Source organism: Moraxella atlantae NBRC 14588 (assembly GCF_001591265.1).
Taxonomy (GTDB): Bacteria; Pseudomonadota; Gammaproteobacteria; order Pseudomonadales; family Moraxellaceae; genus Faucicola; species Faucicola atlantae.
Map to the genome: position 1 here is coordinate 77854 of NZ_BCUL01000002.1, position 24657 is coordinate 102510.

Consider the following 24657-nt stretch of genomic DNA (forward strand, 5'->3'; position numbering starts at 1 on the left):
TAATCTAAAATTAAAGGCTAATAGGTGGATTTGGCGGCATTTAACCACGCATTGAGCACATTGGCAAAGGCTTGTTTGTGCTGATTGTTGTAGGCGGCTTGCTGTGGTTGGGCATTGCGGCCATTGGTTTTTTGCCCACCACCAAGCACGCCTGTACCGCGCAAGGTGTCCATCAAGTCACGCGCGTTGAGGGCAGGCTTGATGTTGCTTGCGTCATATATTTTGCCGTGAGGGGTTACCACGCGCGCACCTTGGCTAATGACAGTATCGGCTAGTACGATATCAGCCGTCACGACGATATCACCTGTGGATACATGGGCGGCAATGTAGTCATCGGCTTGATCAAAACCTGCTGTCACGGTGACTTGCTGCACCATCGGCAGACGTGGCAATGGCAGCGCATGGTTGGCGACAAATATGGTTGAGGTGGCGGTGCGCTCGGCCTGCTTGAGCACCAGTTTGCGCACCACCACAGGGCAAGCGTCGGCATCAATCCACAGCGTGATGGGTGACTGGCGCATGATGGTGATGTGAGCCGTTAGTGTTAGTCGAGCAAGTCTAAATGCTCAGCTTGGCTATACAACACTTGGCAGCGGTTGCCTGTGCGGCAAAACATCAATACGGGTTTTTCGGCAGCGTTAAAGATATCGGCAAAAGTATGCGCGTCGTCGGCATTGATTTGGCTTGCGACAACGGGCTGATGATAATATGCCAAACCAGCAGTGCGTGCGGCCTGTTCGATGTCGGCATTGGTTGGTTGATTGGGTTCTTCGCCATCGGGACGATTGTTGATAACAGTTTTAAAGCCATTGGCTTTGATTTGCTCGATGTGTTCGGGGCGGATTTGGGCGGCAAAGGCGGTGCGGTTTGGCATCATAGGATTCCTTTTATTAAGATTTAATCAAGAAGATTTGCGTTAGTGTAGCACGTTCGTGGGTCTTTGGCTTAAATTTTCGTCCGCTTAGGTTAGTCAGCTATTGAATATAAGGGCGGTATCGGGCAAAATTTCACTTATAAAAACCGCCTGCATGTTTGCAGACCCATTTTTGATCTTGCTGTTGTAAATTATGCCCAATTCTGCCCCTGTCCAACCGCTTGCTGTACCTGCCGATGAGGCGCAAAAACGCCGCGCGCTGCCGTATATCGCTTATGAAGATCAGCAAAAAATCACCCGTCTGTGTGTGCGCTGTGGGCTGTTGCTGATGCAGCATGGTGCTGAGTCGGCGGTGGTGGTGGATTTGTGTCGGCGGCTTGGGCACGCGCTGGGCGTGGGCAGTGTAGAGTGTGGGCTGGTGTTTAATAGCATCACGGTGACGACGATTTATAGCAATCGCTGTATCACAACGCTACGCGCTTCCACTTCACAAAATATCAATTTGCACGTGGTGGTGCAGATCCAGCGTATTGTGCTGGATTTAGAAGCTATGCCACGAACCAGTACGCTTGAGCATGCTGTTGAACGTTTTGATGCCATTGACCGTGAGACGTACCCAACGTGGGTGGTCGCGCCGATGGTCGGTGTGGCGTGTGCGTGTTTTGCGTATTTGGCAGGCGGTGATTTGGGCGTGGTTGCGGTGACGTGGGTGGCAGGGACGTGCGGTTTGACGGTGCGTAAGTGGCTGACTCAGCACCATTTTAATACGTTTGTCGCTGCGCTGATTACCGCGTTTATCGCGTCGATTTTGGGTAGTATTGCATTGGCAACTCACACAGGCAATGATCCGCATATTGCGATTGCCTCAAGTGTGCTGCTATTGCTGCCAAGTTTTCCGCTGATCAATTCGTTTTCAGATATGCTCAAGGGGTATATGGCGATGGGGGTCGGGCGATTGGCGTTTGTGCTGGTGATGACGCTCTCGACGTGTATCGGGATTTTGTGCGCGTTGCTGCTGCTGCGCATTGACCAATGGGGGATACCAACATGACGGCGGATCAAGTCTTTGAGGTGATACGGGCGGCGATTTTGGCGATGCTGATGACGCTGGGCTGGAGCTTGATGACCAATGTGTCCTCACGCCATTTGTGGCAATGTTTGTTGATTACGGCATTGGGTTTTAGCGTGCGCCAAACCATGAAAATTTTGGATTACAACATCATCTCAGCAACGTTTGTTGCCTCAGCGGTCACGTCGTTTTTGGCGGTGTTTTTGGCAAGGCGGTTTATGATTACGCCCAAAGCGGTGCTGGTGCCTGCGCTATTGTGCATGATGCCAGGGGTGACGGCGTACAAGGCGATGATTAGCTTCGTTGAGCTTGGTTATTATGGCTACAATCGCGCGTTGTTTGAGCAAATGCTCAATTACGCCACCAATGCGATTTTTGTGACCTCAGCGTTGGTGTTTGGGCTGTCATTGCCCACCGCGTTGTTTTATCGCAAACGCCCGATTGTTTAAATTGAGATCGGCTGAATTCTTACATGTCCTAGATCGCAATCTAGCGTGTGGTTATACACCATGCCCACCGCTTCCATCAGCGCGTAGCAAATCGTCGTACCCACGAATGCAAAGCCGTCTTGTTTGAGCTGCGCTGCCATTGCCTCGGCGTGTGGGCTGTATGTTGGCACATCCGCTTGGCTGGCAAAGTGATTGACTTGTGGCGCGTATGCCAAACCATTGGGCGACATTGCCCACAGGTACTCGCCAAACGATTGGCGTTCGCTCACGCGCAAATACGCGCGCGCATTGTTGATGATCGCTGATAGCTTGCGCCGATTGCGGATTAAGCGCGGATTTTGTAGCAGTTCATGGAGTTTGGTCTCATCATACAGCGCGATTTTGATTGGATCAAAACCATCAAACGCGGCATAAAAATCGGCGCGTTTTTTGAGCACGGTCAGCCAACTAAGCCCTGCTTGCATACCCTCAAGGCACAACATGGCAAACAGGTGTTGATCATCAAATACAGGCTTGCCCCATTCGTGGTCGTGGTAAGCCTGATACAGTGGGTCCGCGTTACACCATGCACAGCGATGGCTGATTGCAGGATTTGGTGGTGGCAAAATTGGCGCAGCATAAGGCGCAGGCAGGTCGGTCATGGGTTGGGTGTGTTGGCTAGATTTGTCACAGTATAGATTTGTCACAGTATAGCAGCTTTGTGCAGTCGTAAGCGAAATTAAAACCAAAACCAAAACCAAAACCAAAACCAAAACAATGGCTTGTAGCAAAATACACTGTTTGGTGATTTAGCAGCAAAAATAACGTTATCATACCGCCAACCACGTATTTTTGCTTTATCAAGTGGGTAGGCAAGTTTTGCTATAATTAGCCGAGCTGATCGGCGCGTAGAACGACATGATTTAGACAAACACGCTAAAACTTTTGGTGCAAGTGCAACAAAAAAGCCCTTTGGTTTAATAGGTAATTCAGAAGGCTTTTTAAAGGTTTTAAAAACAATCAAATCAAACCGACATCTGCCAATCAAATGGCATATCACGATGACCGCGCAATGCCATCATCAAAGTTTGTTGCATTGGGCTGAGCACGGCAGGGGTATAAGGCACAGCAGGTGTACCCCAGACAGGGTTGGGCCATGCTATATCGTTATGATAGCGCACAATATGGTGAAAATGCAGCTGCGGCACTTGGTTGCCCAAAGCGGCGATATTCATTTTATCTGCCAAAAATGTCTTGGCAAGTTGGCTTGACAGCCAGCTGGATTCGCGTAAAAATTGCGCTTGGTCACTTGCCGACAGCTCATACAATTCTTTAATGCCCGCCACACGCGGCACCAAAATCAACCACGGAAATTGGCAGTCGTTCATCAAGCGGCAGGTTGATAGCGGAAATTCGCCGACTAAAAACGTATCTTGGGCAAGCTGTGGGTGTAATTTAAACATGTTGTTTGATTTCGCTCAATTTTTTAGACAATCAAGGCAGTGATTAAACCATAAAATAACAAACTTTCGCAATTTAGCGACAATAATCCGTTATTTTAGCAGTTTTATGGCAAAAAAGGTGAAGCATTTTGGATAAAAACAGCGCATCCACCCAACCAATGATGCCAGCACGGGCAATCAACGGGCTAACCGCGCCCCTTCGGGCAATCAAAACGCTCAGCGCGATACCCCAACAGGTCACACGTTTTGCTGCCGCGATGCTGTTGGCAACCTGTGGGCTGCTGGTCAGCACAGGGCTTGGCGCGGTGGTGGGTTTGTTGCCCACCAGTGCCAAAGCCGATACCGCTGCCAGTACGCCTGCTGCAGCTTCGGACACCTTTGGACGCGATACACCACGCAGCACCATGCAAAACTTTTTGCAGGCACTTGCCAAAGATGACACCACGCTGGCAAGCCGCTACTTGGCGATTGATAAAAACCAAAACCCGTATATCATGGTACGCACGCTCAAACGCGCGCTAGATAGCAGTGGGCGGCTGTACAACGAGTTGCAAATGAGCAATGACCCAAACGGTAATTTGGATGACCGTTTGGCACCCAATGTTGATAAAGTTGGCGAGCTTGGCAACGGTGATGACAAAATTGATTTGTTGGTTGAGCGCGTGGCACAACCTGATGGGCATCAGGTGTGGCTGATTTCGCAGCAAACCTTGCGCCAATTGGATACCGCGGCGGTACAAACTGAGCCGACATTGGTCGAGCAATACGTGCCCAAAGAGCTGTTGGCAAAAGAAATCGGCGGCGTAAACATCGGACAAGTGGCGGCGGTCATTGTGTTGCTGATCGCCACATATCTGTTCTCTTTGCTGCTAAGTTGGATTGCGTTTTGGTGCGTGCGCTTTGCGTTTCGTCATGTCACCACCGAGCGACGTTTACCGATAGATCGCCGCATTATTGTGCCCTTGGCGGCGGTTTTGACGGGTGTCATCATTCAAGAGTTGATGCTGTATGCAGGCATTAATTTGGTGGTGCGCAACGCGGTTGAGCGTTTGGCGCAGATTTTGTCGTGGGTTGCGTTGGCGTGGTTGGTACTGCGTATCAGTGATTTGGTGTTCAAACGCGCCGAAAAATATGCCAAAAATAACAACCATCCTGAACGCTTATCGATTTTGACCTTGCTGCGTAAAGTCGTCAAAGTGCTGTGTTTGGTCGTCGCCGCGATTGTAATTTTGGGCAATTTGGGCTTTGATTTGACCACAGGGATTGCGGCGTTAGGGATTGGTGGTGTGGCGTTGGCATTGGGTGCGCAAAAGACCGTCGAAAACTTGGTCGGCAGTGTGTCACTGGTGGCGGATCAGCCTGTCAATGTCGGTGATTATTGCCGCTTTGGCGATCAAGAAGGCACGGTGGTCGATATCGGCATTCGCTCAACACGCGTGCAAACCATGGATCGCACCATTGTTACTGTACCCAATGGCAATTTGTCGGGCATGAGCATTGAGAACTTCACCCGCCGTGATATTTTCCATTTTAAACAACGTTTTTATGCTATCCGTGACAGCGAGACTGAGCCACTGCGTGAGTTTATCGCGGCGGTGCAAGATTACATCACCAGCTTGCCCGAAACCACCGATACATGGAACCAAGCGCGGATCGTATCTACCCAACAAGACGCGTACATCATCGAGGTACGTTGTTATCTGGATATGCCAAGTTTGATGGAATTTTATGCCAAACAAACCGAGATGATTTTGCAAATTGCCGAAATCATGCACGATTTTGGCATCAAAAATGCTTTACCTGCCAATCAAATCATTTTTGACAAGCCAGGGGTTGCCATGATGATGGATGAAATGAGTCGCAAAAAGCCCAAAGACGAGACGGCGCAGCAGCCAACAGCGTTGGATAAAATCACCCACCACACCCCCGACTCGCCACCCAAGAAAGCTTGATAGGAAAATATAGCCTCAATCATTGGATATGATAAAAATATAACATTGACTTCCTCCCCTCCCTAAAGTGAGGGGATTCCTTCTGCAAGACGGTGAAGCCCCACCGCAAACCTAAGACAATGGCAACCGCCCGTACGACACACCGTACATCTTAGGTTCTTATTTTAAGCTAATCCTACCGTTAGGATTGTCATAGACACGAATTAGCTTAAGTGTGTGTTTGGAAACGTCTTACCAGTTAAGTTACTGCGTACTCGCAATTTAGTCTTAACTTAACTGTGGAATGTAAGACATTGAATATAGTGAGATGAGTATAGCAAAACTCATCGCATTTAACAATTGCCTTATATCCACCGCCTGAAGTCGCAGGTTTACGGCAACGAATGATAAAATAAAAAAGGAAGCGTGCCATGCTGTGGCTGTTGGTGGCGGCAAGTTTGGTCGGATTTTTGGCGGTGGGCGCGCTGACCCAAGTGGTCGGTCAGTCTACTGCCTTGCCTACATTGCCAACACCGTGGCTGTGGTTAAGCGGTAGTTGTTTGGGCGGCTTGGTGGTCTTGCTACTGCTGAATTTTTGGCACAAGCATCGCACCCAACGCCATCGCCTGCTCAGCCAATTGCAAGCTGTATCTGCCCCACAAACCAGCAGCTGGCTGTCATTGTTTGGGCAAGGTGCGGTATATACGCTGGCAGGTGCGCTGATGTTGTTGGCAAGTGCTAGCTTTGGTGTGGCACAAACCTTGATGTATCAAGCGCGGTTATTAGACGCGCCTTTGACCGTGACCGCCGATGTGAGCGTGCCGCAAATCAGTGATACACTCAGCGATTTTGCGGTGTCATCCGCGCAAGCCCAAGCCAATGATGCCACAGGCTTTGTGATCGGTAATGGCTATCCGCGCCAAGTTTGGCAAATCAAACGGCTACAGCACCTTGCAGCCGATGAGGTGGACATAGACTTGCCCATGCGCGTGTTGGTCACTGCTGATACCACCAAACACCCCGACTGGCAAGTCACACTCAACGCGTTAGCACCCAATCAATCGCTGCGTGTCAAACTGACCCTACAGCCGATTCGAGCGCGTGACTGGCAGGATTTACCTACCAATGCAACACCGCTAAATTTGGGCTTTGATGAGGCATTGTGGCTGCGTCAGCGCGATGTCACTGCCAAAGCGCAACTGTTGGCGATTTTGCCCACGCAAGTGCAAGATTCCAAGACTGATATGACGTGGCGTGGTGACATCGAACGCCTGCGCTGGCAACTGCGCCAAAATCTGTACCAACATTTAACCGCCAAGCTCTCTCACCAAACCACCGCAGCACAGCAGGTAAAGACGCTGAATAGTTACGCAATTTTACTTGGGCTACTCACAGGTGACAAAAGCCTACTGACGGCAGATATCAAAAACTTGTACCAAGTGACGGGTATTAGCCATTTGTTGGCAATCTCAGGTCCGCATGTGTTGTTGTTGGCAAGTGTGGTATCTACGTGGGTGTTGGTGTTGGTGCGCTTGTGTGTGCCAAATGTGTTGCGCCGTGTGCCTGCGCAGTTATTGGTGCTGTGGGTTAGTGTGGTGGTTGCTAGCGGTTACGCGCTGTTGGTGGGGTTTGAATTGCCTGCCCAGCGTACGCTGCTGATGTTGATTGGCGTGACGTTGGCGACGCAGTGGCTGGTAGCGGCGCAGGCATTGCGTATACTAGCAATGGTTGGGCTGATGATGTTGTGGCTGGATACCACAGCGGTGTGGCAGGCAGGATTTTGGCTATCGTTTGTTGCCGTGGGGCTGCTGTTGCAGTTTAGTAAGCATACAGGTGAGCAGGCGTACACGCGCATGGCAGATAGTGCGCTAAGTGGCAGCGCGGTACTGGCGCATATTGGGCGTGCGCTGTGGGAGCTTTTACGCTTACAAATTTGGCTGTTTGTGCTGATGATGCCTGTGGTGGTGTGGTTTTTTGGCAAAATTGCGGTTTTGGATATTGCGGTGAATTTATTTGCCGTGCCGCTGTTGGGTGGCGTGATTGTGCCGTTGGATATGCTTGCAGGTGTGTTGTCATTGTTGCCATTCGGACAAAGTCTAAGTGGGGCGGTGTGGGCATTGGCTGCATGGTTGTTGGGCGGGTTTCATGCCGTATTGCACGGGCTGCTGGCGCATGGTTTTGCCAAGCAGGTGTTCATCGCCCTTACGCCCAGTCAGCTGCTTTTGTGCGCGTTGATGGTGGGGCTGTGGTTGGCGCGTGGTTTGTTGCCGCGGCTGTTGGTTGTACCGCTATTTGCTTTAGTTTTAGTGATTGGCATGACGCGGCGTGAGCAAACTGCCGTCGTGCCTGTGTTGGCGGTCTTACCCAACGCCAAAATCAGCGTTAGCCTTGTGGTGGCAGGTGATGATGCGTGGCTGATACTTGCCGATAATCAAAACCTTACGCCCCAAAAGCCCAGTACCGCAACCAAGCCCAACACGCCGATACGATCAGTCGTGCCAACTATTGCCAAAGCCAGTGATTTGTTGGCAACGGATATTTATCCATTATTGGCAACCTACCGCGTTAGCCGTTTGTCGGGAGTGATCAGCCAAACGCCCAGCGCGCTTGCCAATGCAGCAGTGCAGCAGCTTGCCCAAACCGTACCGATTCATCAGTACTGGCTGGCTGGCGCAGACGCGCTCACGCCTTTGACAGACGCTGAGGGTGAAAAATTTGCCTATCCCAATATCACGCCAAAGCCGTGCCAAGCTGGGCAAACATGGCACAACCAACCCGATACCCAGCACATACGCGCAACGCTGAGTCTGACCGCCATCACGGGGTGGCAGCTTAAGCTACCGCCCGATATGGTCCTAAGCCCGCGTGACCGTGCTGCCAGTCAAACCTGTTTGATCACGCTTGGGTCGCAAACAGCGGCTAACCAGCCTTATCGTGTTTTGCTAGCCGCAGGGCGTGATGGTTTGCCGTTTGCCATGTCGCAAGTGTTGTGCCGCATCACGGTGGCGGATCTACTGATTACGCCTTATCAATTGCCGCTGAGCACAGCGTGGCTGGCGGATATTCAGCCTAAGCAGGTGCATGTGCTCAGCGGACAGTATGACAACCAGCAGTTGGGCGAGAGCAGTGAAACGGCGCTATTGACTGTCAAGGCGATGAACACAGCCGCAGCAGATGATGCGAGCCATGACGCAACCTTAGCGGATCCCACCGCGCTCACTGACAGTGGTATACATCTGATACGCGCGCATCGTGTCGGTGCGGTGAGCTATGAGCTCAAACCAAACGATACATTGGCAGTCACACGCATACAATAAAGAATTGTCATTGTTTTTTCAGCGATTTACGCCTATCATTAAGCCTTAAAACCGCTTTGCTGACCAAACAGTTGGTAACAGATGGCTTAGCAATACTTTAGCAAATTTTTAGCAATATCTAAGCAAGGTTGTCGTTCAAGCACATATGACACGCGCTTGCCATTGACACACTTGCCACAAGGAAATTTTATGTCAGATAACTGGCCACCCGATCCCAACCGCTCTGTACCGCCACAAGCTCCGCAGCCTAACCCTTCATCGTATGGGCAGCCTGTGCCGTATGCAGGGCAAGAGTGGCAGCTGCTTGAAAAAACTTTGTTGGCAAGCGTTGAGGAACAACGCCGCGCACGCCGCTGGCGAATTTTCTTTCGTCTACTGACGCTAGGCTACGTGCTGCTGCTTACCTTGCTGATGGCGCGTGCATGTAGCAGTGTAGGCGATACCAGTTTTACCGATGCTGATATGGCAGCGCCGCATTTAGCGGTGATTGATGTCAAAGGCGCGATTAGCGATGACAACCCTGCCAACAGCCATGATATCAGTGAGGCACTACAAGACGCGTTTGACAACGACAATGCCAAAGCCGTTGCCCTGCGGATCAATTCTCCCGGCGGTTCACCCGTGCAGTCCGATGAAATTTGGCAAACCATGACCGAGCTGCGCAAAGCCCATCCTGACAAAAAACTGTATGCCGTCATTGAGGACATGGGCGCGTCGGGCGCGTATTACATCGCCTCAGGCGCGGATGAAATTTGGGTCAATCCATCAAGTTTGGTCGGCTCAATCGGCGTGATTTTGCCCAGCTACAACGTGCGCGGTTTGATGGACAAATACGGTGTCAAAGACAGCACTATGACCTCAGGTGCGCACAAAGATATCTTGAGCATCAGCCGCGACTTGACCGATTTTGAACGCGCGCATGTGCAAAGCGTGCTTGATAACACGCACCAACACTTTATCAACGCCGTCAAACAAGGCCGCGGCAACCGTCTCAAAGACCCCGAAGGCAATCAGCTATTCTCTGGCTTATTTTGGAGCGGCGAGCAGGCGATCAAGCTGGGTTTGGCAGATAAAGCAGGCAGCATCGATAGCCTTGAGCGCGCGCTCAAACTTGATACACAAGTGACCTACAATCCCGAAGATCCTGTCAAGCGCGTGTTTGGCAAATTGGCAAGCCAAGTTGGCTATGGCATGGGCGAGCGTTTGGCTGAACGCATGGGCGCAAGTCAAGCCGATGCGGCGGCCTCAGCTGAGCCGCAACGCTTGCAGCTAAAATAAACTTAAACACACCCAAGCGTGCCCAAACTAAATTAAGCCTAAACGGTTTGGCAAACCATCGGGAATATTGTTATCAGCGACAGGTAAAAGGATGTTACTATGCACAAGCCGTTATTGCACTTTGCTCATGCCAATGGCTTTCCGTCAAAGGTTTATAGCTGTTTATTCGAGCAATTAAGCGCGGATTTTGATATTGCTTTTGTGCCAGCGTTGGGTATTGACCCTGCGTATCAGGTTGATAACCACTGGCAAAGCTTGACCCAGCAAGTCATCGACAGTGTTCAGCGTGCGCTTGTCGAGCGCGGACAAACCACCGCGATCGGGATTGGGCATTCGCTTGGTTCACTGTGCACCTTACAGGCGGCGTACCGTATGCCTGAGTTATTTAGCCAGGTGATTTGCTTAGACCCACCGCTATTGACAGGGCGTTATGCCATGTTGGTGCATTGGGCAAAGCTTAATAGCCCCAAGCTGCTTGATCAACTCACCCCTGCAGGCATGACAAGCCGCCGCCGTGATGTGTGGGCGTCGCGACAAGCCGCGGCGGCAAGTCTGCGTAGCAAACCGCTGTATCGCGATTTTGATGAACGCTGCTTTGCCGACTTTATTCGCTATGGCTTAAGCGATACGCCAGACGGACAAGTCACCTTGACCATTCCCAAATCTGTGGAATTGGCAGTGTATCGCAACAATCCGTCATTGTACTGGCTCAAACCCAATCAGCCACCTGCCGTGCCTGCGTACTTGATGGTTGGGCAAGATAGTGTGTTTTATCAACGCGGCGCGGCACGTGATCTCAAGGCAAAACAGGGCATTGATTATACTGTGCGTAAGGGCGGGCATATGTTTCCCCTCGAGCATCCCGACGCAACGGTGCAAGCCATCAAAGACCGCATTGCCGCCGTACAAGCCCATCAACAACAAAACTGACCGCGTGCCGCGTGTTGGTATTGATGACCATGCCTAACAGACAATCTGCATTGAGCAATGCTATGCCACGTCAAACGCTTGCCAAAACCTTGGCAGTGTGCATGGCGGTGCTGCTGGTGTTTTTTGTCACCCAACTGGTCACCACCACATGGTTAGCAGGTTGGCTGTTGCCAGTGTCTGCCGATGACTGGCACGTTGAATTAGCCAGTGGTGCGCAAAACGGCACGGTCATTGCGGCAAGTGTCCTGCTGACGCTGCCGATTTTGGCGGCGGTTTTGGCAGTATTTTGTTGGTGGCGTGGTGACAAGGTGGCAGATGGTTTGGCACTGCACGCCACATCGACGCGGCAAGCATTTGACTGGCGACGGTGGCTAAGCTTCGCTGTGTTGTTGCTTGCGCTAAATGTTGTGTTGGAATGCATTGGGCGTTGGCTGCAACGTGAACCGATGGCATTTATGGATGATTTGGTCGTCAGCGCGCAGCCGTTTTGGTGGTTGGTGGTGGCGATGGTGATTGCCGCGCCGATTTATGAAGAATTGATGTTTCGCGGCTTTATGTGGACGGCACTGGCACAAAGCACGGTCAAAGGGCGTAAGCTTGGTGCGTGGGGTGCAAGTATCATCACCAGTGTGATTTTCGCACTGATTCATTTGCAATATGGCGCGGTTGAGATGTTAGGAATTGTCGCCTTGGGCATGCTGTTTGCTGTGGCACGGGCAAAAACAGGCGCGTTGTATTTGCCAATTACACTACATATTGCCAACAATGCCATGGCGATGGCGCAATATATTTGGGGTTACTAACTGCTTATTGAAATCTAACTAAATCTATTCAATAATACCCATGATGAATAGATTAATAAGCATCAACCAAGGCGAAAACCTATCCTTTGAAGAGGAACTCACCCAAGACGTACTCGAAATTATCACCGTATTTTGAGCACGGCTTTACGGCTCACGCAGTAAGAAAAACAAACAACTACTCGAAGCCGTCAAAGAGGTTTTAGAATGACCGTCATTCGTGGACACATCATTCGACTTGACCCTACCGACAAACAAGCCACCTACTTTGCTAAGGCTTGCGGTGTCGCTCGCCTTGCCTATAACTGGGCGTTGGCAGAATGGCAAACCCAATATCAAGCAGACAAGGCTTACCGTGATGATTGTTTAGCAAAAGGCATTGAAATTGACATCATCAAACTAAACAAGCCATCGCAAGGCAGCCTGCGTAAACAGCTTAACGCCATTAAACGCACTCAGTTTCCCTTTATAATAAGTCGTTTTGTCTCAGCACCGCCTCACCTGCGGCTTGAATTTGGCTTAACGTTAAAGACTTCTGCCCACTTAAGGCTTGCCGCCACTTGCGCGCCCCTGCCAAACCCTGAAACAGTCCCAAGCCATGACGCACCACCAAATTCAGCGGCATATCACGGCGTTCACAATCTGCCAAAAACTCCAGCCACCCATTAAATACCTGCGCACGTGTTGGTGGCGTTTTGCCCCACAGCGTCATCGCCTGTGCCAAAATGTACGGATTGTGGTATGCCTCGCGCCCAATCATCACGCCATCAACGTGTTGTAAATGCTCACTAATCGCGTCTAGCGTGGTGATGCCGCCGTTGATTTCAACCAACAAATCAGGAAATTCACGCTTAAGCCGATATACCTCGGCATAACGCAGAGGTGGAATCTCGCGGTTTTGCTTGGGGCTTAAACCCTGTAACCACGCAATTCGCGCATGCACAATGACGTGCCGACAGCCTGCCGCTGCCACCTCACCGACAAAATCGCGCATGAACGCATAACTGTCAAATTCATCAATCCCAATGCGGTGCTTGACGGTCACAGGCACATCCACCGCTGCCTGCATTGCCGCCACCATCTGCCCAACGCGCTTAGGATACGCCATCAAACACGCGCCGATTTCATAATGCTGCACGCGGTCAGACGGGCAGCCAACATTTAGGTTAATCTCATCAAACCCTGCCGCCGCACCCAACCGCGCACAGGTCGACAATGCCTTAGGGTCAGAGCCGCCAAGCTGCAACACCACAGGATGTGTGCGCTCATACAAGCGCAGCAAACGCGCCGTATCGCCGTTTAAAATCGCCGACGTGCTGATCATCTCGCTATACACATATGCCTCAGGATTACACAGCCGCGCCAAATACAAATACTCAGGCAATGTCCAATCAATCATCGGCGCAGTTGATAAACGTTTGTTTTTTAACATAATTTTAAATTCAAGACAGTGCGCGTTTGTCCAATGTCGGGTTATCTTCCATACGATACAGCCCGTGCAGATTATCCAGCATCATGCCCACCATAACCCCAACAATGCCAATAAACGTCAAATACAACAGCGGCGCAAAATGCAGTTTTTGGGTAAAATAATTCACCAACAGCGTGGTCAGTCCGCCCACCAACGCAAACGCCACATTATAGCAAAATGCCACCCCACTAAGACGCACTTGCACAGGAAACAGCCGCACGCACACACTAGGCACAATGCCAATCAAGCCAATACAAAAGCCGAGCAGCGCGTAAGCAATCAGCATCAATTCAGGGTATAGACGCAGCACCGCAAAAAACACCAAACTGCTGATAATTAACATAAAACTGGCAATCGCAAATACGCGCCCTGTGTTAAAACGGTCAGCGTAATAACCAAATACCACCGCCCCAAGAGCAGCAAACAATGCCGCTACCCCGTTAGCAATCCACACCAACGCATCATCGATATCAAAATAATCAATCGCCAATGACGGCATCAACAACAACACCGTGATATACAGACTAGATACCATCAGCGACAGCGCAAGGCTGACCCCAATGCCATAACGCTGATTGCGCAAGACTTGGTGCAGTGGCTGATGCGGGCGATTAACAACAGGGTCGTCTGATTGGTGGGATGATTGATGATACGATTGGCGTTGTTGCCATTGTAGCCACAGCGGTGTTTCGGTCAAATGATAGCGCAGTGCCATCGCCACCAACGTACCTGCTGCACCCACAATAAACGGCACGCGCCAGCCAACGCTTGCCATCTGTAGCGGTGTCAGCATCGACGCCAACACCCAACTCATCACATTACCAAGCAGCACACTGGCAGTAAATGTCGCCATCAGCCAGCCGCACATCGCGCCCAAATGCCAGCGCGGCATGTGCTCTGCCAAATACACCCACAACGTTGGCACCTCTGCACCAAAACCAATGCCCTGCACAAAACGCAGCGTAATCAGTAGCACCAACGCCCACACACCGCACTGATGATACGTTGGCAAGCAGCCAATTAACAACGTAGATACCGACACAATCAGCAGCGACAGCAGCATAATCGGCTTACGCCCAATGCGATCGCCTAGCCCACCAAGCCAAATTCCACCGATAGGGCGTGAAGCATAGCCCACCACCAGCATCGCCAAAAATACCCATTGCTGCCACGCCTTAGGCATACTATCGGGCAAAAATGCACTGGCAATCGCGTCATTAAAATAAAAATACAGCGTAAAATCGAAGGCGGTGAAAAATGCCCCAAACGCAATTACCCTGACCAAGGTTTTCTCAGTCGTATTAAGTTCGCGCAGTTCCTCACAACTGCCCTGAAAATACGGCATCGCTCATACCCACATCACATGCCAACGTTTATTTACAGTGTCGATCCCATCATGGATTTAAAACAACAACAAAACAAATGCTTGCCCAGCCCAAGACCAAAAAAACAGCCTAATATAAAAGAAAGCCATGTAAATTTTGCCAGTTTAATGTTGATTTTTGTAAGTACTGTTTGCAAGCTGGCAGCCAAACGCGCTTTGATGAAGGGCAAAAGTAAGTGGTTATAACAGCCATTCGATGGGCAAATACGTGGCGATTTTGAGCAGCTCTTGTACCACAGGCTTACGGTAAGGCTCATGGGTCGTATCGTGCTCTGTACCATCGTCCAAACTTTGCCACACGATTTGCCCATGTTGGTTGAGCAGCAGTCGATAGCTGTTGGTCAAATTGATTTCATCCAACGCCTGATGAAACTGGCGCGCCAATGCCGCATCATATACCACCACGCCAAGCTCGGTATTGATGTTGGCAGAGCGCGGGTCAAGGTTGTATGAGCCGATAAACACCAGTCGTTCATCCACAGCAAACGCCTTGCTATGCAAACTGGTGCTGGCGTCGCGCGCGCGTTGGGTAAAGCGGTGGTTGGCGCGGCGGCTGTTGGTTTTGGGTGTGGGGTTTAAGTCGGCGGTGGGTTTGAGCTCGTATAGATGCACACCGCCACGCAGCAGCGGTACGCGGTGTTTGCTGTAGCCTGCCTGCACAATCGGCACATCGGTCGCCGACAGCGCGTTGGTCAATACGCGTACATCTACACCGCGCTGCGCCAGTTGGGTTAGCGTTGCCACGCCGCGCCGTGTTGGCACAAAATACGATGACACCAAACTCAAGCGTCGCTGCGGCACACCGACCACCTCGGTCAAGCGGCGCACAATGCGCTGATCGTGCGTGTCTTGTTTTAAGAGTTTGGCGGCAGGATCGGCAAATACGTCTACTATTGCCCATTGCCACGGACGGCTACCAAACACTTGCTGAAACAAGCGGCGATCGGCAAAAGAGTTGGGCGGCTGAGACAGTGCGCTTAGCTCTGCTAAAGCCTTTGCCTGAGCTTGTGGATTTGGCTTAACCAAGCGCGCGATGTCATACGCCAACGGGCTGTGCCAGTATTCCTCAAAACTTGCCCCAATGGCTTGTGCCGCCTTGCCTGCCAGTGCAATGTCCAAATCGGCAAACGCCGTCGCGCTGTCTTGCGTGAGATATTCATCACCGATATTGCGCCCACCAATGATGGATACTGTGCCGTCAAACGTCATGCTTTTGTTGTGCATACGACGATGATAACGCGGCGCGCCCACGACAAAATTTAGTGACTTGCCACCGCGTAACGGTTTGGGGTTCATCAAGCGCACGGCGATATTTGGCTGCGCGTCTAAGGCAGATAGCACTTGGTCAAGCTCGCCATCGGTGTTTAAATCATCCAACAACAGGCGTACCTGTACACCGCGCTTGCCAGCAGCAAACACCTCGCGCAGCATCTGTTTGCCCGATTTGTCGTTGTGCCAAATGTAGTATTGAATATCAATGGTCTGCTGCGCTTGTTGGCTTAAAACCCGCCGTGCACCGTATGCCTCGTTACTGGTGGCAAGCACATGATAGCCCGATTGGTGCTCGGGGTCAGGATTGGCAGTCAAATTAAATAGGGGCGATGATGACTTGGTTGGCGTGGTGGCTGGTTGGGCGATGATAGGGGGCGGGCGGTTTTGGTGCGCATTGTCTGGCAGCAGTGCCAAGCTAAGACTTTGACAGCCTGTCAGCAATAAGGTTGCCAAACCCGTCATCCACCAATGCTGCGTATTTAGCGTTAAATTTGCATGGCTATTTGCCCATCGTGTGCCGATTGTTTTGCCCAATTCAAGCTTGTTCCTGTGCTGCTGTTAAAGCACATTAGCATACACCATCACTTGCATTTACGCAGCAAATTTGCCACACTAGTTTTTATTATTTTTTTGGGCATAAAAACTTATGACACAACACAGCACCGACCAACACCCCGAACCCGTCATTGATGCAAACTGGCGTGATGATGCGCTGGATTTGGCGCAAGGCTATGCCGATGCCACCATCGGTGTACGCGCAGGCTACCACCGCACCGATGAAGGTGAACACAGCGAAGCGATGTTTACCACCAGCTCATTTGTCTACCAAAGTGCCGCCGATGCCGCCGCGCATTTTGATGGCAGCAAAAAAGGCAACTTATACGCGCGTTTTACCAACCCGACTGTGCGCGCGTTTGAACGGCGTTTGGCGGCATTGGAGCAAGGCGAACGTGCCGTGGCTACCGCTACGGGCATGGGCGCGATTTTGGTGATGTGCTTAGCATACCTCAAGGCAGGCGATCACCTGCTAGCCGCCAAGCAATTGTTTGGTAGCTCAATCACGCTGTTTAACAACTATTTGACGCAGTATGGTATTGAGGTTAGCTATGCTGATATCAGCGATCTTGCGGCGTGGCAAGCCGAAATTCGTCCCAATACCAAGCTGTTGTATGTCGAAAGCCCAAGTAATCCGTTGGCGCAAATTGCTGATATTCCTGCACTGGCAGCGTTGGCGCACCAAAATGATGCACTGCTGGTAGTCGATAGCTGCTTTGCCACACCGATTTTGCAAAAACCGCTGACGTTAGGTGCAGATATCGTCATTCACTCTGCCACCAAATATATCGATGGGCAAGGGCGCGTGTTGGGCGGCGCGTTGGTCGGTAGCCATGAGCTGCTTGAGGCGGCGTTTAATGTCGTGCGCACCGCAGGCGTAAGCCTAAGCCCATTTAATGCGTGGGTGCTGCTTAAAGGGTTAGAAACACTTGGGCTACGGATGCGCGCGCATTGCCACAATGCCAACCGTGTGGCAACGTTTTTGAGCCAGCACCCCAAGGTTGAGCGCGTGCATTTTTCAGGTTTGTCTGACCACCCAAACCACGAGCTTGCCAAACGCCAACACGATCAAACAGGCGCAGATCAGATGGGCAACTTTGGTGCGATTGTCGGCTTTGAGGTGGCAGGCGGTAAAGCGGCAGCATGGCACGTCATCGACAGTACGCGCATGATTTCAATTACCAATAACCTAGGTGACGCCAAATCGACCATCACGCACCCTGCAACGACCACGCATTTTCGCATGACCCCTGAGGCTCGTGCGGCAGGTGGTATTCGTGATGGCTTGATTCGTCTGTCGGTTGGACTTGAGGATGCTGACGACATCATCAGCGATTTAAAACGCGGTTTGGACTCGCTTTAATCGACCAAGTAAATGCGTGTATCAATCAAGTGCATTGACGAGTAGCGGCAAAACTTCACCCGCTTTGCCTGCCAGCACAATATCAACGGCAGGCGTTTGCGTCGGAGTCGGGTTGATCTCAATCACCGTCGCGCCATGGTGTTTGGCGATGTCAATCAAGCCTGCGGCAGGATAAACCACGCTTGACGTACCGATACTGACCAATACGTCACAACGTTGGCAGGCGCGTTCGGCACGTTGCCATGCCTCAGGTGGCAGCATTTCACCAAACCACACGATCGCAGGGCGCAGCCTACCGCCACAAGGCGGACAAGTGGTTGGTGTGGCTAAGTGCATCTGCGCTATAGCCGATGGCTCAAACACCATCCCACAATTTTGACACTGTTCATGTGCCAATGTGCCGTGCAGTTTAACCACGTCTGCGCCTGCAGCTTCGTGTAAACTATCGACGTTTTGGCTCATCAGCGTCAAGGTTTTACCCGCCGCTTGTGCCTGTTGTTGCCATTGGCCTAACGCGTGATGGGCAGCATTCGGCTGTTTATCGGCGATTTGTTCGCGCCACCAGTTGTGCCAACGCAGTACGACATCAGGCTCACGCTCAAACGCGGCAATACTGACCAAATATTCAGGCTGATAACGCGCCCATAGCCCCGTTAAGCGGTCGCGAAACGTTGGAATACCGCTTTCTGCCGATACACCTGCCCCTGTGAGCACAGCGATCCGTGTGGCATGTTTTAACGTCGTCACCGCGGCAGCAAAATCGGTGGTATCGGTCAAGGGATGAGCAGTTGGCATGGCTATTTTATCTTTTTCATTGTCAATAAAACCTAAAAAATTGGCACAAACAGCTTAGCAAGTTTGCTTGATTTTAACAACCATTGAGCTATCAATTTAGCCCGCAACGAATCAGCCCGACCGCTGATAGACAGCACGCGGCAAAATTCGTTACAATGCGCTAGCAAATGATTGACGCATCAATCTAACCTCACTAACCTCATTCACTCTAAGGAGATACCATGAATTTGCAAGCGTTAATGCAGCAAGCACAAATGATGCAAAAACAAGTCGAAACCAACGTTGAAAACGCCAAGAAAAAACTGGCAGAACAAGAAGTCCACGCCGAAGCAGGCAACGGCTTGGTTAAGGTTACCATGAATGGTCGCCACGTGGTCAAACGGATCAACATCGACCCAAGCTTGCTGGCAGACGAACCCGACATGATTGAAGATTTGATTGCCGCTGCCATCAATGACGCGGTACGCCAAGCTGACGCGCTGCACGAGCAAGCCATGGCAGGCGCGACCAACGGCATGGGCTTACCACCGGGCATGGCAAACTTATTCTAAGGCGCAAACTGATTTTAAGGCATGGTTTTGGGCAAAAGCGTTTGAATTTGCCGTGTCAATAACTTGCGTTTATACCACCTAAGCCCCATCTATAGCGGACTGTAGATAATTTTTTGAATAAGGCTTTGGTGTGCGTGCTATGCTTACCCCAAAATTTGATACCTTGGTGCAACAGCTAAAAATCCTACCAGGTGTGGGCAACAAAACCGCCCAACGTATGGCATTGCACCTTTTGACGCACAAACGCGCGCAGGGCATGGCGCTAGCAGACGCGCTGATGGTTGCCATGAGCCAAATCAAGCAGTGTCAGCGTTGTCGCGGATTATCCGACGATGAGATATGCCCTGTATGTGCCGATCCACGGCGCAGTGACAGCATGTTGTGTATTGTCGAAACCGCCGCTGATATGATGGCGATTGAGCAAACGGCAAATTTTAACGGCAAGTATTTTGTTTTGGGCGGGCATTTGTCGCCGATGGACGGCATAGGCGCAGAGCAACTGGGCTTAGATGATTTGGTGGCGTTGCTGCGCCATCAGCACGACAGCGGTGAGCCTGTGCAAGAGGTGATTTTGGCAACCAGTACGACGGTTGAAGGGCAGACCACAGCGCATTTTGTGAGCGAGGTGGTCAAACCATATGTTTTACGCATTACGCGTATTGCCCAAGGCATTCCGATGGGCGGTGAGCTTGGCTATCTTGACGCGATGACGCTGGGGCAAGCCTTACAAAATCGCGCCAGTTGGTAATCCAGCCTAACGTTGCCAAAGCAGGTAACTTTTGCCAGTCATTTTCGCTGTGCGCCATTGGCAAGGTCTATAACGCTTGCCACTGTGCAGGCGTTGGTCTATCTTAACATCAATCTATCCAACCATGTTCAATAATCATGTCAAATAATCATGTCCAAACTGCGCCTGTTTTAAGTCCTTTGACGGCTACCCAACGCCAGCAGCTGGTTGATTTACCAAGCCGTTGGGTGACCACGCAAGAGCAACTGTTTAATTTACTTGATGAAATCGACACTTGCCAGCGTATCGCCTTAGACACTGAGTTCATCAAACGCGACACGTTTTACCCAATTTTGGCATTGGTACAAGTCAATACAGGCAAAGGCGTGTATTTGCTTGACGTGCCCAAGCTGTATATGGACGAGTTTTGGGAAGTCATCCGTGATGTGTCGACATTGGTGCTGCACGCTTGTGGCGAGGATTTAGGGATTTATTATTTGCTGTCCAAATTGCCGCCGCTTGATAACGTGTTTGATACCCAAATCGCGCTGGGTTTTTTGGTCGGTGAAAGTGCATGGGGTTATCAGCGCGCATTGGCGGAGGTGCTTGGTATTCATGTGGATAAAGGCGAGAGCCAATCCGACTGGCTGCAACGCCCTTTGACCTTTGAGCAAGAGCAATACGCGGCGGATGATGTGCGCTATTTGTTGGCATTGCATGATGCCATTGCCGAGCAGTTGGCGGCGCGCGCGCTGCTTGATCATGCACGCGAGGACTGCCAAAGCTACGCGCGTGAGGTATATGACAACATCAACACCGCCGATGATGCGTTGTATTTGTCGGTGGCAGATTTTCGCGACAGCCCGCAGCAGTTGGCGTTATTACAGGCGTTGTGTGAATGGCGCGAGGAGCTGGCGCGCTCGCTGAATCGTCCACGCACGTTTATTTTGCGCCCACAGACCTTGCGTGAAATTGTTGACAAGCCGCCACATAGTATTAAGCAGCTGAGTTTTACCAGTATCAAACCCAATGTGATCCGCCAGTACGGGCAAGAGATTTTGGCACTGATTGCCGAGGTGCGCCAAGCCGACCCTGCAAACTATCCTGCAACTTTGCCGCCGCCGTACCGTAACCTTGACAATCCGACCCAAAAAGCCATCAGCCAAGCCACGCGTGAGTATGCTGCCAAGCTTGGCATGGATGAATCGGTACTGATGCGCAAAAAATGGCTGAGTGAACTGTACGCGCAAGTCTTGGCAAATCAAGCCGCACAAGCAAATGCACAGCACAGCCCAAGCAATTTAGCGGCAAATTTATCGCCATGGCTTCGCGGTTGGCGGCAGGCATGGGCAATAGCCACACTGGTGCCAATTTTGCAAACAGCCGTTGGACAGCCTGCTGATGACGCATCCGCAAGCGATTAGCCCATACGCACAAAAAAACCGCTCTGTTATTTGAGCGGTTTTTTGTGCTGCAAAGCTGATTAGGCTTATTCGGCGATTTCACCGTTTTCATAACTTGCCACATCGGGGCAGCTACACACCAAGTTTTTATCGCCATACACATCATCAACGCGGCTAACACTTGGCCAAAACTTATGCGCGCGCACAAATGGCAGCGGATAGGCGGCCTCATCACGGCTGTAAGCGTGTTGCCAATCGCCTGCGATGACCTCGGCGGTATGCGGCGCATTCACCAACGGGTTGTCATCCGCTGGCCATTCGCCTGCTGCTACGCGCTCAGCCTCGCGCTTGATTTGTACCAAAGCGGCAATAAAACGGTCAAGCTCAGCTTTGTCCTCGGACTCGGTGGGCTCAATCATCAGTGTGCCTGCCACAGGAAATGACATCGTCGGCGCATGAAAACCGTAATCCATCAAGCGTTTGGCGATATCGACCTCGGTGATACCTGTTTCGGCTTTAAGCGGACGAATGTCAATGATACATTCATGCGCCACGCGGTTGTTGTTGCCCGTGTACAAAATCGGATAATGCGCGGCAAGTTGGCTTGCCACATAGTTGGCGTTTAGCAGTGCAGCCTCGGTGGCACGGCGCAGCCCATCACGTCCCATCATGGTGATATACATCCATGAGATTGGTAAAATACTAGCAGAACCAAACGGTGCAGCAGATACCGCTGTCATACCAGCTTGTGCCTCAGGTATGGGTGCGACGCTATGATTGGGGATAAACGGCGCAAGATGCGCTTTTAGTCCAATGGGTCCCATACCAGGACCGCCACCGCCGTGTGGAATGCAAAACGTTTTGTGCAAGTTCATATGCAATACGTCTGCGCCGACCTCGGCAGGTTGCATCATCGCCACCTGCGCATTCATATTCGCCCCGTCCATATACACTTGTCCGCCGTGCTGATGAATCAGCGCGCAAATATCACGGATGCCTGCTTCAAACACGCCATGTGTTGATGGGTAGGTAATCATCAACGCGCCCAGATTGTCGCTGTGCTGCTCGGTTTTGGCAGTCAAATCAGCAATATCAACGTTGCCCTGCTCATCGGTTGCGACCACCACCACCTGCATACCCATCATCTGTGCGGTGGCAGGGTTGGTGCCATGCGCCGAACGCGGAATCAAGCAAATATTGCGATTGGCCTGACCCAAGCTCTCGTGATAACGCCGAATCGCCAACAGCCCTGCGTATTCACCCGACGCGCCCGAATTGGGCTGCATTGAAATCGCATCAAATCCTGTGATGGCTTTGAGCTGAGCCTCAAGCCCTGCAATCATTTCTAAATACCCACCGACTTGGTCACGCGGCGCAAATGGGTGCACATTGGCAAATTCATGCCACGTAATCGGCAGCATCTCGCTGGTGGCGTTGAGCTTCATCGTACAGCTACCCAACGAAATCATGCTGCGGTTCATCGCCAAATCTTTGTCCTCAAGTTGCTTGAGGTAGCGCAGCATTTGATGCTCAGTATGGTGGCTGTTAAACACAGGATGGCTTAAAATCGCATCGTTGCGTAGCAGGGTATCGGGCAATGACATCGTTAATGCGTCGGGCAAATCCGCCGCCGCGCCAAATAATTGCGTTAAAATAGCGAAATCGTGCGCGTCACTGACCTCACTAAATGCCACCGCAATATGACTATCATCGACCTTGCGCAAATTAAAACCAACGTTGAGCGCATTTTGATAAATCTGCTCGGTTTGCCCGTCAGTATGCACCAACACCGTATCAAAAAACGTTTGGTGCACCACGCTAAGCCCTGCGTTTTGCAAGGTTTGGGCAAATGCCGTTGCCAACCCATGGATGCGTGTCGCAATACGGCGCACACCAATCGCGCCGTGATACACAGCGTACATACCCGCCAAATTTGCCAACAGCACCTGCGACGTGCAGATATTAGAATTGGCTTTTTCACGGCGAATGTGCTGCTCACGGGTTTGCAATGCCATACGCAGGGCAGGCTTGCCATTGGCATCGATCGATACGCCGATGATACGCCCTGGCGCAGAGCGTTTTGCCGCATCTTTAAAGGCAAAATACGCCGCATGTGGCCCTCCAAAGCCCATCGGCACACCAAAGCGTTGGGTATTGCCCAGTGCGACATCCGCGCCCATCTCGGCAGGGGATTTGAGCAAAACCAAGCTCATAACATCGGCCGCGACAATCGCCAATGCGCCTTTGGCTTTAACTTGGGTGATGATATCGGTCAAATCAACGACATCGCCATCACGCCCCACATACTGAAAAATTGCGCCAAAAAATTCGCCATTTGCCGCCGTATCAAAATCACCGACCACCACATCCCAACCAAAATACTTGGCACGGGTACGAATCACATCAAGCGTTTGCGGAAAAATACGCGCATCAACAAAAAACTGATTAGATTTTGACTTGCTCAAGCGTTTTGCCATTGCCATCGCTTCTGCTGCCGCGGTGGCTTCATCAAGCAGCGACGCGCCTGCCAAATCTAAGCCCGTCAGATCAATACACATTTGCTGAAAATTGAGCAACGCCTCAAGCCGCCCTTGCGCAATCTCGGCTTGATACGGTGTGTAAGCCGTGTACCAACCAGGGTTTTCCAAAACATTGCGTTTGATGACCGCAGGCAGGCGCGTGGGGTAATAGCCCAAGCCGATATAGCTTTTATTGACCTTGATTTTATCGGCAAGCGCGCGCAATTTTGCCAACGCTTCATGCTCAGGTACGCTCAATGGCAAATCAAGCGCACGGTTTAGCCGCACCGCTTCAGGCACTGTTTGGGCGATAAAATCCGCCATGCTGTCTGCACCCACCGCCGCCAACATCGCTTGCTGTGCTTGTGCATCAATGCCCACATGCCGTGCGACAAATTCGCTGTGGTTAAATACCTCGGCAAATGTTGTCCACGGCGTTTTTTGTCCTGTTCCTGTTTTTGCTTGCTCTGCCATTGCCAAACCCCTCGCTTACTGTATTGTTGTGGCGAAAATCCACCAAACACAAA

The 24657-nt window shown here is 51.3% G+C and carries 21 protein-coding genes and 2 pseudogenes; 14 read left to right on the forward strand and 9 right to left on the reverse strand.

Going from position 1 to position 24657, the window contains the following annotated elements:
* Positions 1–17 precede the first annotated feature (17 nt).
* Together MA2_RS01775 and MA2_RS01780 are read right to left on the reverse strand one after the other, a co-directional pair.
* The gene (locus tag MA2_RS01775; RefSeq protein WP_067055620.1) at positions 18–521 is read right to left on the reverse strand and encodes a YaiI/YqxD family protein; all 504 of its coding nucleotides are present in this window, start codon (positions 519–521) and stop codon (positions 18–20) included.
* Between the two features lie 23 nt (positions 522–544).
* On the reverse strand, positions 545–874 hold the full coding sequence (locus tag MA2_RS01780) for a protein tyrosine phosphatase family protein (protein ID WP_067056096.1): 330 nt from the start codon (positions 872–874) through the stop codon (positions 545–547).
* A 193-nt stretch (positions 875–1067) separates the two neighbouring features.
* Between MA2_RS01780 and MA2_RS01785 the strand changes: the two genes are divergently transcribed.
* Together MA2_RS01785 and MA2_RS01790 are read left to right on the forward strand one after the other, a co-directional pair.
* Entirely contained in the window at positions 1068–1925 is an 858-nt protein-coding gene (locus MA2_RS01785; RefSeq protein WP_079352002.1) for a threonine/serine exporter family protein, read from the forward strand.
* On the forward strand, positions 1922–2392 hold the full coding sequence (locus MA2_RS01790; protein WP_067056103.1) for a threonine/serine exporter family protein: 471 nt from the start codon (positions 1922–1924) through the stop codon (positions 2390–2392). Before MA2_RS01785 ends, MA2_RS01790 begins: the two co-directional genes overlap by 4 nt.
* Here the strand turns inward: MA2_RS01790 and MA2_RS01795 are convergent.
* Together MA2_RS01795 and MA2_RS01800 are read right to left on the reverse strand one after the other, a co-directional pair.
* Positions 2389–3078: a DNA-3-methyladenine glycosylase I gene (locus tag MA2_RS01795; protein ID WP_245945332.1), complete on the reverse strand. Its 690-nt coding sequence runs from the start codon at positions 3076–3078 to the stop codon at positions 2389–2391. The genes MA2_RS01790 and MA2_RS01795 overlap by 4 nt on opposite strands.
* Positions 3079–3396: 318 nt before the next feature.
* Complete coding sequence (locus MA2_RS01800; RefSeq protein WP_067055623.1) at positions 3397–3834, reverse strand: HIT domain-containing protein; 438 nt, start codon at positions 3832–3834, stop codon at positions 3397–3399.
* 128 nt (positions 3835–3962) lie between these two features.
* On the opposite strand from MA2_RS01800, the gene MA2_RS01805 reads away from it, so the two are divergent.
* From MA2_RS01805 to MA2_RS11380, 7 genes and pseudogenes are all read left to right on the forward strand, one after another.
* Entirely contained in the window at positions 3963–5786 is a 1824-nt protein-coding gene (locus MA2_RS01805) for a mechanosensitive ion channel family protein (protein ID WP_245945331.1), read from the forward strand.
* 410 nt (positions 5787–6196) lie between these two features.
* Positions 6197–9082, forward strand: coding sequence for a ComEC/Rec2 family competence protein (locus MA2_RS01810; protein ID WP_067055626.1), 2886 nt, complete (start codon positions 6197–6199; stop codon positions 9080–9082).
* Positions 9083–9271: 189 nt separating this feature from the next.
* Positions 9272–10360 carry a signal peptide peptidase SppA gene (sppA, locus tag MA2_RS01815; RefSeq protein WP_067055629.1) on the forward strand — a complete coding sequence of 363 codons (1089 nt, stop codon included), beginning with the start codon at positions 9272–9274 and terminating at the stop codon, positions 10358–10360.
* 99 nt (positions 10361–10459) lie between these two features.
* On the forward strand, positions 10460–11290 hold the full coding sequence (locus MA2_RS01820) for an alpha/beta fold hydrolase (RefSeq protein WP_067055632.1): 831 nt from the start codon (positions 10460–10462) through the stop codon (positions 11288–11290).
* A gap of 62 nt (positions 11291–11352) precedes the next feature.
* Positions 11353–12093, forward strand: a complete 741-nt coding sequence (locus MA2_RS01825) for a CPBP family intramembrane glutamic endopeptidase (protein ID WP_169795158.1) — start codon at positions 11353–11355, stop codon at positions 12091–12093.
* Positions 12094–12145: 52 nt separating this feature from the next.
* Positions 12146–12301 (forward strand): annotated as a pseudogene (locus MA2_RS10815) (IS607 family transposase); the annotation flags it as partial.
* Positions 12298–12378: pseudogene (locus MA2_RS11380) on the forward strand (helix-turn-helix domain-containing protein); the annotation flags it as partial. The pseudogenes MA2_RS10815 and MA2_RS11380, both read left to right, overlap by 4 nt.
* A gap of 178 nt (positions 12379–12556) precedes the next feature.
* Here the strand turns inward: MA2_RS11380 and dusA are convergent.
* Both dusA and MA2_RS01835 read right to left on the reverse strand, forming a co-directional pair.
* The gene (gene dusA / locus MA2_RS01830; RefSeq protein WP_067055638.1) at positions 12557–13522 is read right to left on the reverse strand and encodes a tRNA dihydrouridine(20/20a) synthase DusA; all 966 of its coding nucleotides are present in this window, start codon (positions 13520–13522) and stop codon (positions 12557–12559) included.
* Positions 13523–13532: 10 nt separating this feature from the next.
* On the reverse strand, positions 13533–14906 hold the full coding sequence (locus MA2_RS01835) for an MFS transporter (protein ID WP_067055641.1): 1374 nt from the start codon (positions 14904–14906) through the stop codon (positions 13533–13535).
* A gap of 18 nt (positions 14907–14924) precedes the next feature.
* On the opposite strand from MA2_RS01835, the gene MA2_RS11075 reads away from it, so the two are divergent.
* A complete protein-coding gene (locus tag MA2_RS11075) occupies positions 14925–15131 on the forward strand; it encodes a hypothetical protein (protein ID WP_115254062.1) in 207 nt (68 codons plus the stop codon).
* Here MA2_RS11075 and MA2_RS01840 read toward each other — a convergent pair.
* On the reverse strand, positions 15126–16751 hold the full coding sequence (locus MA2_RS01840; protein ID WP_115254061.1) for a phospholipase D-like domain-containing protein: 1626 nt from the start codon (positions 16749–16751) through the stop codon (positions 15126–15128). The two genes, MA2_RS11075 and MA2_RS01840, sit on opposite strands and share 6 nt — an antisense overlap.
* Positions 16752–16863: 112 nt before the next feature.
* On the opposite strand from MA2_RS01840, the gene MA2_RS01845 reads away from it, so the two are divergent.
* Positions 16864–18135 (forward strand): O-succinylhomoserine sulfhydrylase, encoded by a 1272-nt coding sequence (locus tag MA2_RS01845; RefSeq protein ID WP_067055648.1) that lies wholly within the window; start codon positions 16864–16866, stop codon positions 18133–18135.
* Between the two features lie 21 nt (positions 18136–18156).
* On the opposite strand, the gene MA2_RS01850 is transcribed toward MA2_RS01845, so the two are convergent.
* Positions 18157–18930 (reverse strand): SIR2 family NAD-dependent protein deacylase, encoded by a 774-nt coding sequence (locus MA2_RS01850; RefSeq protein ID WP_067055651.1) that lies wholly within the window; start codon positions 18928–18930, stop codon positions 18157–18159.
* 221 nt (positions 18931–19151) lie between these two features.
* Here MA2_RS01850 and MA2_RS01855 point away from each other — a divergent pair, with 221 nt between their 5' ends.
* The 3 genes from MA2_RS01855 (at position 19152) to MA2_RS01865 (ending at position 21632) form a co-directional block, all read left to right on the forward strand.
* Positions 19152–19481, forward strand: coding sequence for a YbaB/EbfC family nucleoid-associated protein (locus MA2_RS01855; protein WP_067055657.1), 330 nt, complete (start codon positions 19152–19154; stop codon positions 19479–19481).
* A gap of 139 nt (positions 19482–19620) precedes the next feature.
* Positions 19621–20229, forward strand: a complete 609-nt coding sequence (gene recR / locus MA2_RS01860; RefSeq protein ID WP_067055660.1) for a recombination mediator RecR — start codon at positions 19621–19623, stop codon at positions 20227–20229.
* 137 nt (positions 20230–20366) lie between these two features.
* A complete protein-coding gene (locus tag MA2_RS01865; RefSeq protein WP_067055663.1) occupies positions 20367–21632 on the forward strand; it encodes a ribonuclease D in 1266 nt (421 codons plus the stop codon).
* Between the two features lie 65 nt (positions 21633–21697).
* On the opposite strand, the gene gcvP is transcribed toward MA2_RS01865, so the two are convergent.
* On the reverse strand, positions 21698–24604 hold the full coding sequence (gene gcvP, locus MA2_RS01870; RefSeq protein ID WP_067055666.1) for an aminomethyl-transferring glycine dehydrogenase: 2907 nt from the start codon (positions 24602–24604) through the stop codon (positions 21698–21700).
* Between the last annotated feature and the right edge of the window lie 53 nt (positions 24605–24657).

Coding starts and splice junctions, on each gene's coding strand:
- MA2_RS01820 (WP_067055632.1), top strand. CDS start 10,460: ATGCACAAGCCGTTATTGCACTTTGCTCATGCCAATGGCTTTCCGTCA.
- MA2_RS01855 (WP_067055657.1), top strand. CDS start 19,152: ATGAATTTGCAAGCGTTAATGCAGCAAGCACAAATGATGCAAAAACAA.
- sppA (WP_067055629.1), top strand. CDS start 9,272: ATGTCAGATAACTGGCCACCCGATCCCAACCGCTCTGTACCGCCACAA.
- MA2_RS01825 (WP_169795158.1), top strand. CDS start 11,353: ATGCCACGTCAAACGCTTGCCAAAACCTTGGCAGTGTGCATGGCGGTG.
- MA2_RS01800 (WP_067055623.1), bottom strand. CDS start 3,834: ATGTTTAAATTACACCCACAGCTTGCCCAAGATACGTTTTTAGTCGGC.
- gcvP (WP_067055666.1), bottom strand. CDS start 24,604: ATGGCAGAGCAAGCAAAAACAGGAACAGGACAAAAAACGCCGTGGACA.
- MA2_RS01790 (WP_067056103.1), top strand. CDS start 1,922: ATGACGGCGGATCAAGTCTTTGAGGTGATACGGGCGGCGATTTTGGCG.
- MA2_RS01785 (WP_079352002.1), top strand. CDS start 1,068: ATGCCCAATTCTGCCCCTGTCCAACCGCTTGCTGTACCTGCCGATGAG.
- MA2_RS01835 (WP_067055641.1), bottom strand. CDS start 14,906: ATGCCGTATTTTCAGGGCAGTTGTGAGGAACTGCGCGAACTTAATACG.
- MA2_RS01780 (WP_067056096.1), bottom strand. CDS start 874: ATGCCAAACCGCACCGCCTTTGCCGCCCAAATCCGCCCCGAACACATC.
- MA2_RS01775 (WP_067055620.1), bottom strand. CDS start 521: ATGCGCCAGTCACCCATCACGCTGTGGATTGATGCCGACGCTTGCCCT.
- MA2_RS01865 (WP_067055663.1), top strand. CDS start 20,367: ATGTCAAATAATCATGTCCAAACTGCGCCTGTTTTAAGTCCTTTGACG.
- dusA (WP_067055638.1), bottom strand. CDS start 13,522: ATGTTAAAAAACAAACGTTTATCAACTGCGCCGATGATTGATTGGACA.
- MA2_RS01810 (WP_067055626.1), top strand. CDS start 6,197: ATGCTGTGGCTGTTGGTGGCGGCAAGTTTGGTCGGATTTTTGGCGGTG.
- MA2_RS11075 (WP_115254062.1), top strand. CDS start 14,925: ATGCCAACGTTTATTTACAGTGTCGATCCCATCATGGATTTAAAACAA.
- MA2_RS01850 (WP_067055651.1), bottom strand. CDS start 18,930: ATGCCAACTGCTCATCCCTTGACCGATACCACCGATTTTGCTGCCGCG.
- MA2_RS01845 (WP_067055648.1), top strand. CDS start 16,864: ATGACACAACACAGCACCGACCAACACCCCGAACCCGTCATTGATGCA.
- recR (WP_067055660.1), top strand. CDS start 19,621: ATGCTTACCCCAAAATTTGATACCTTGGTGCAACAGCTAAAAATCCTA.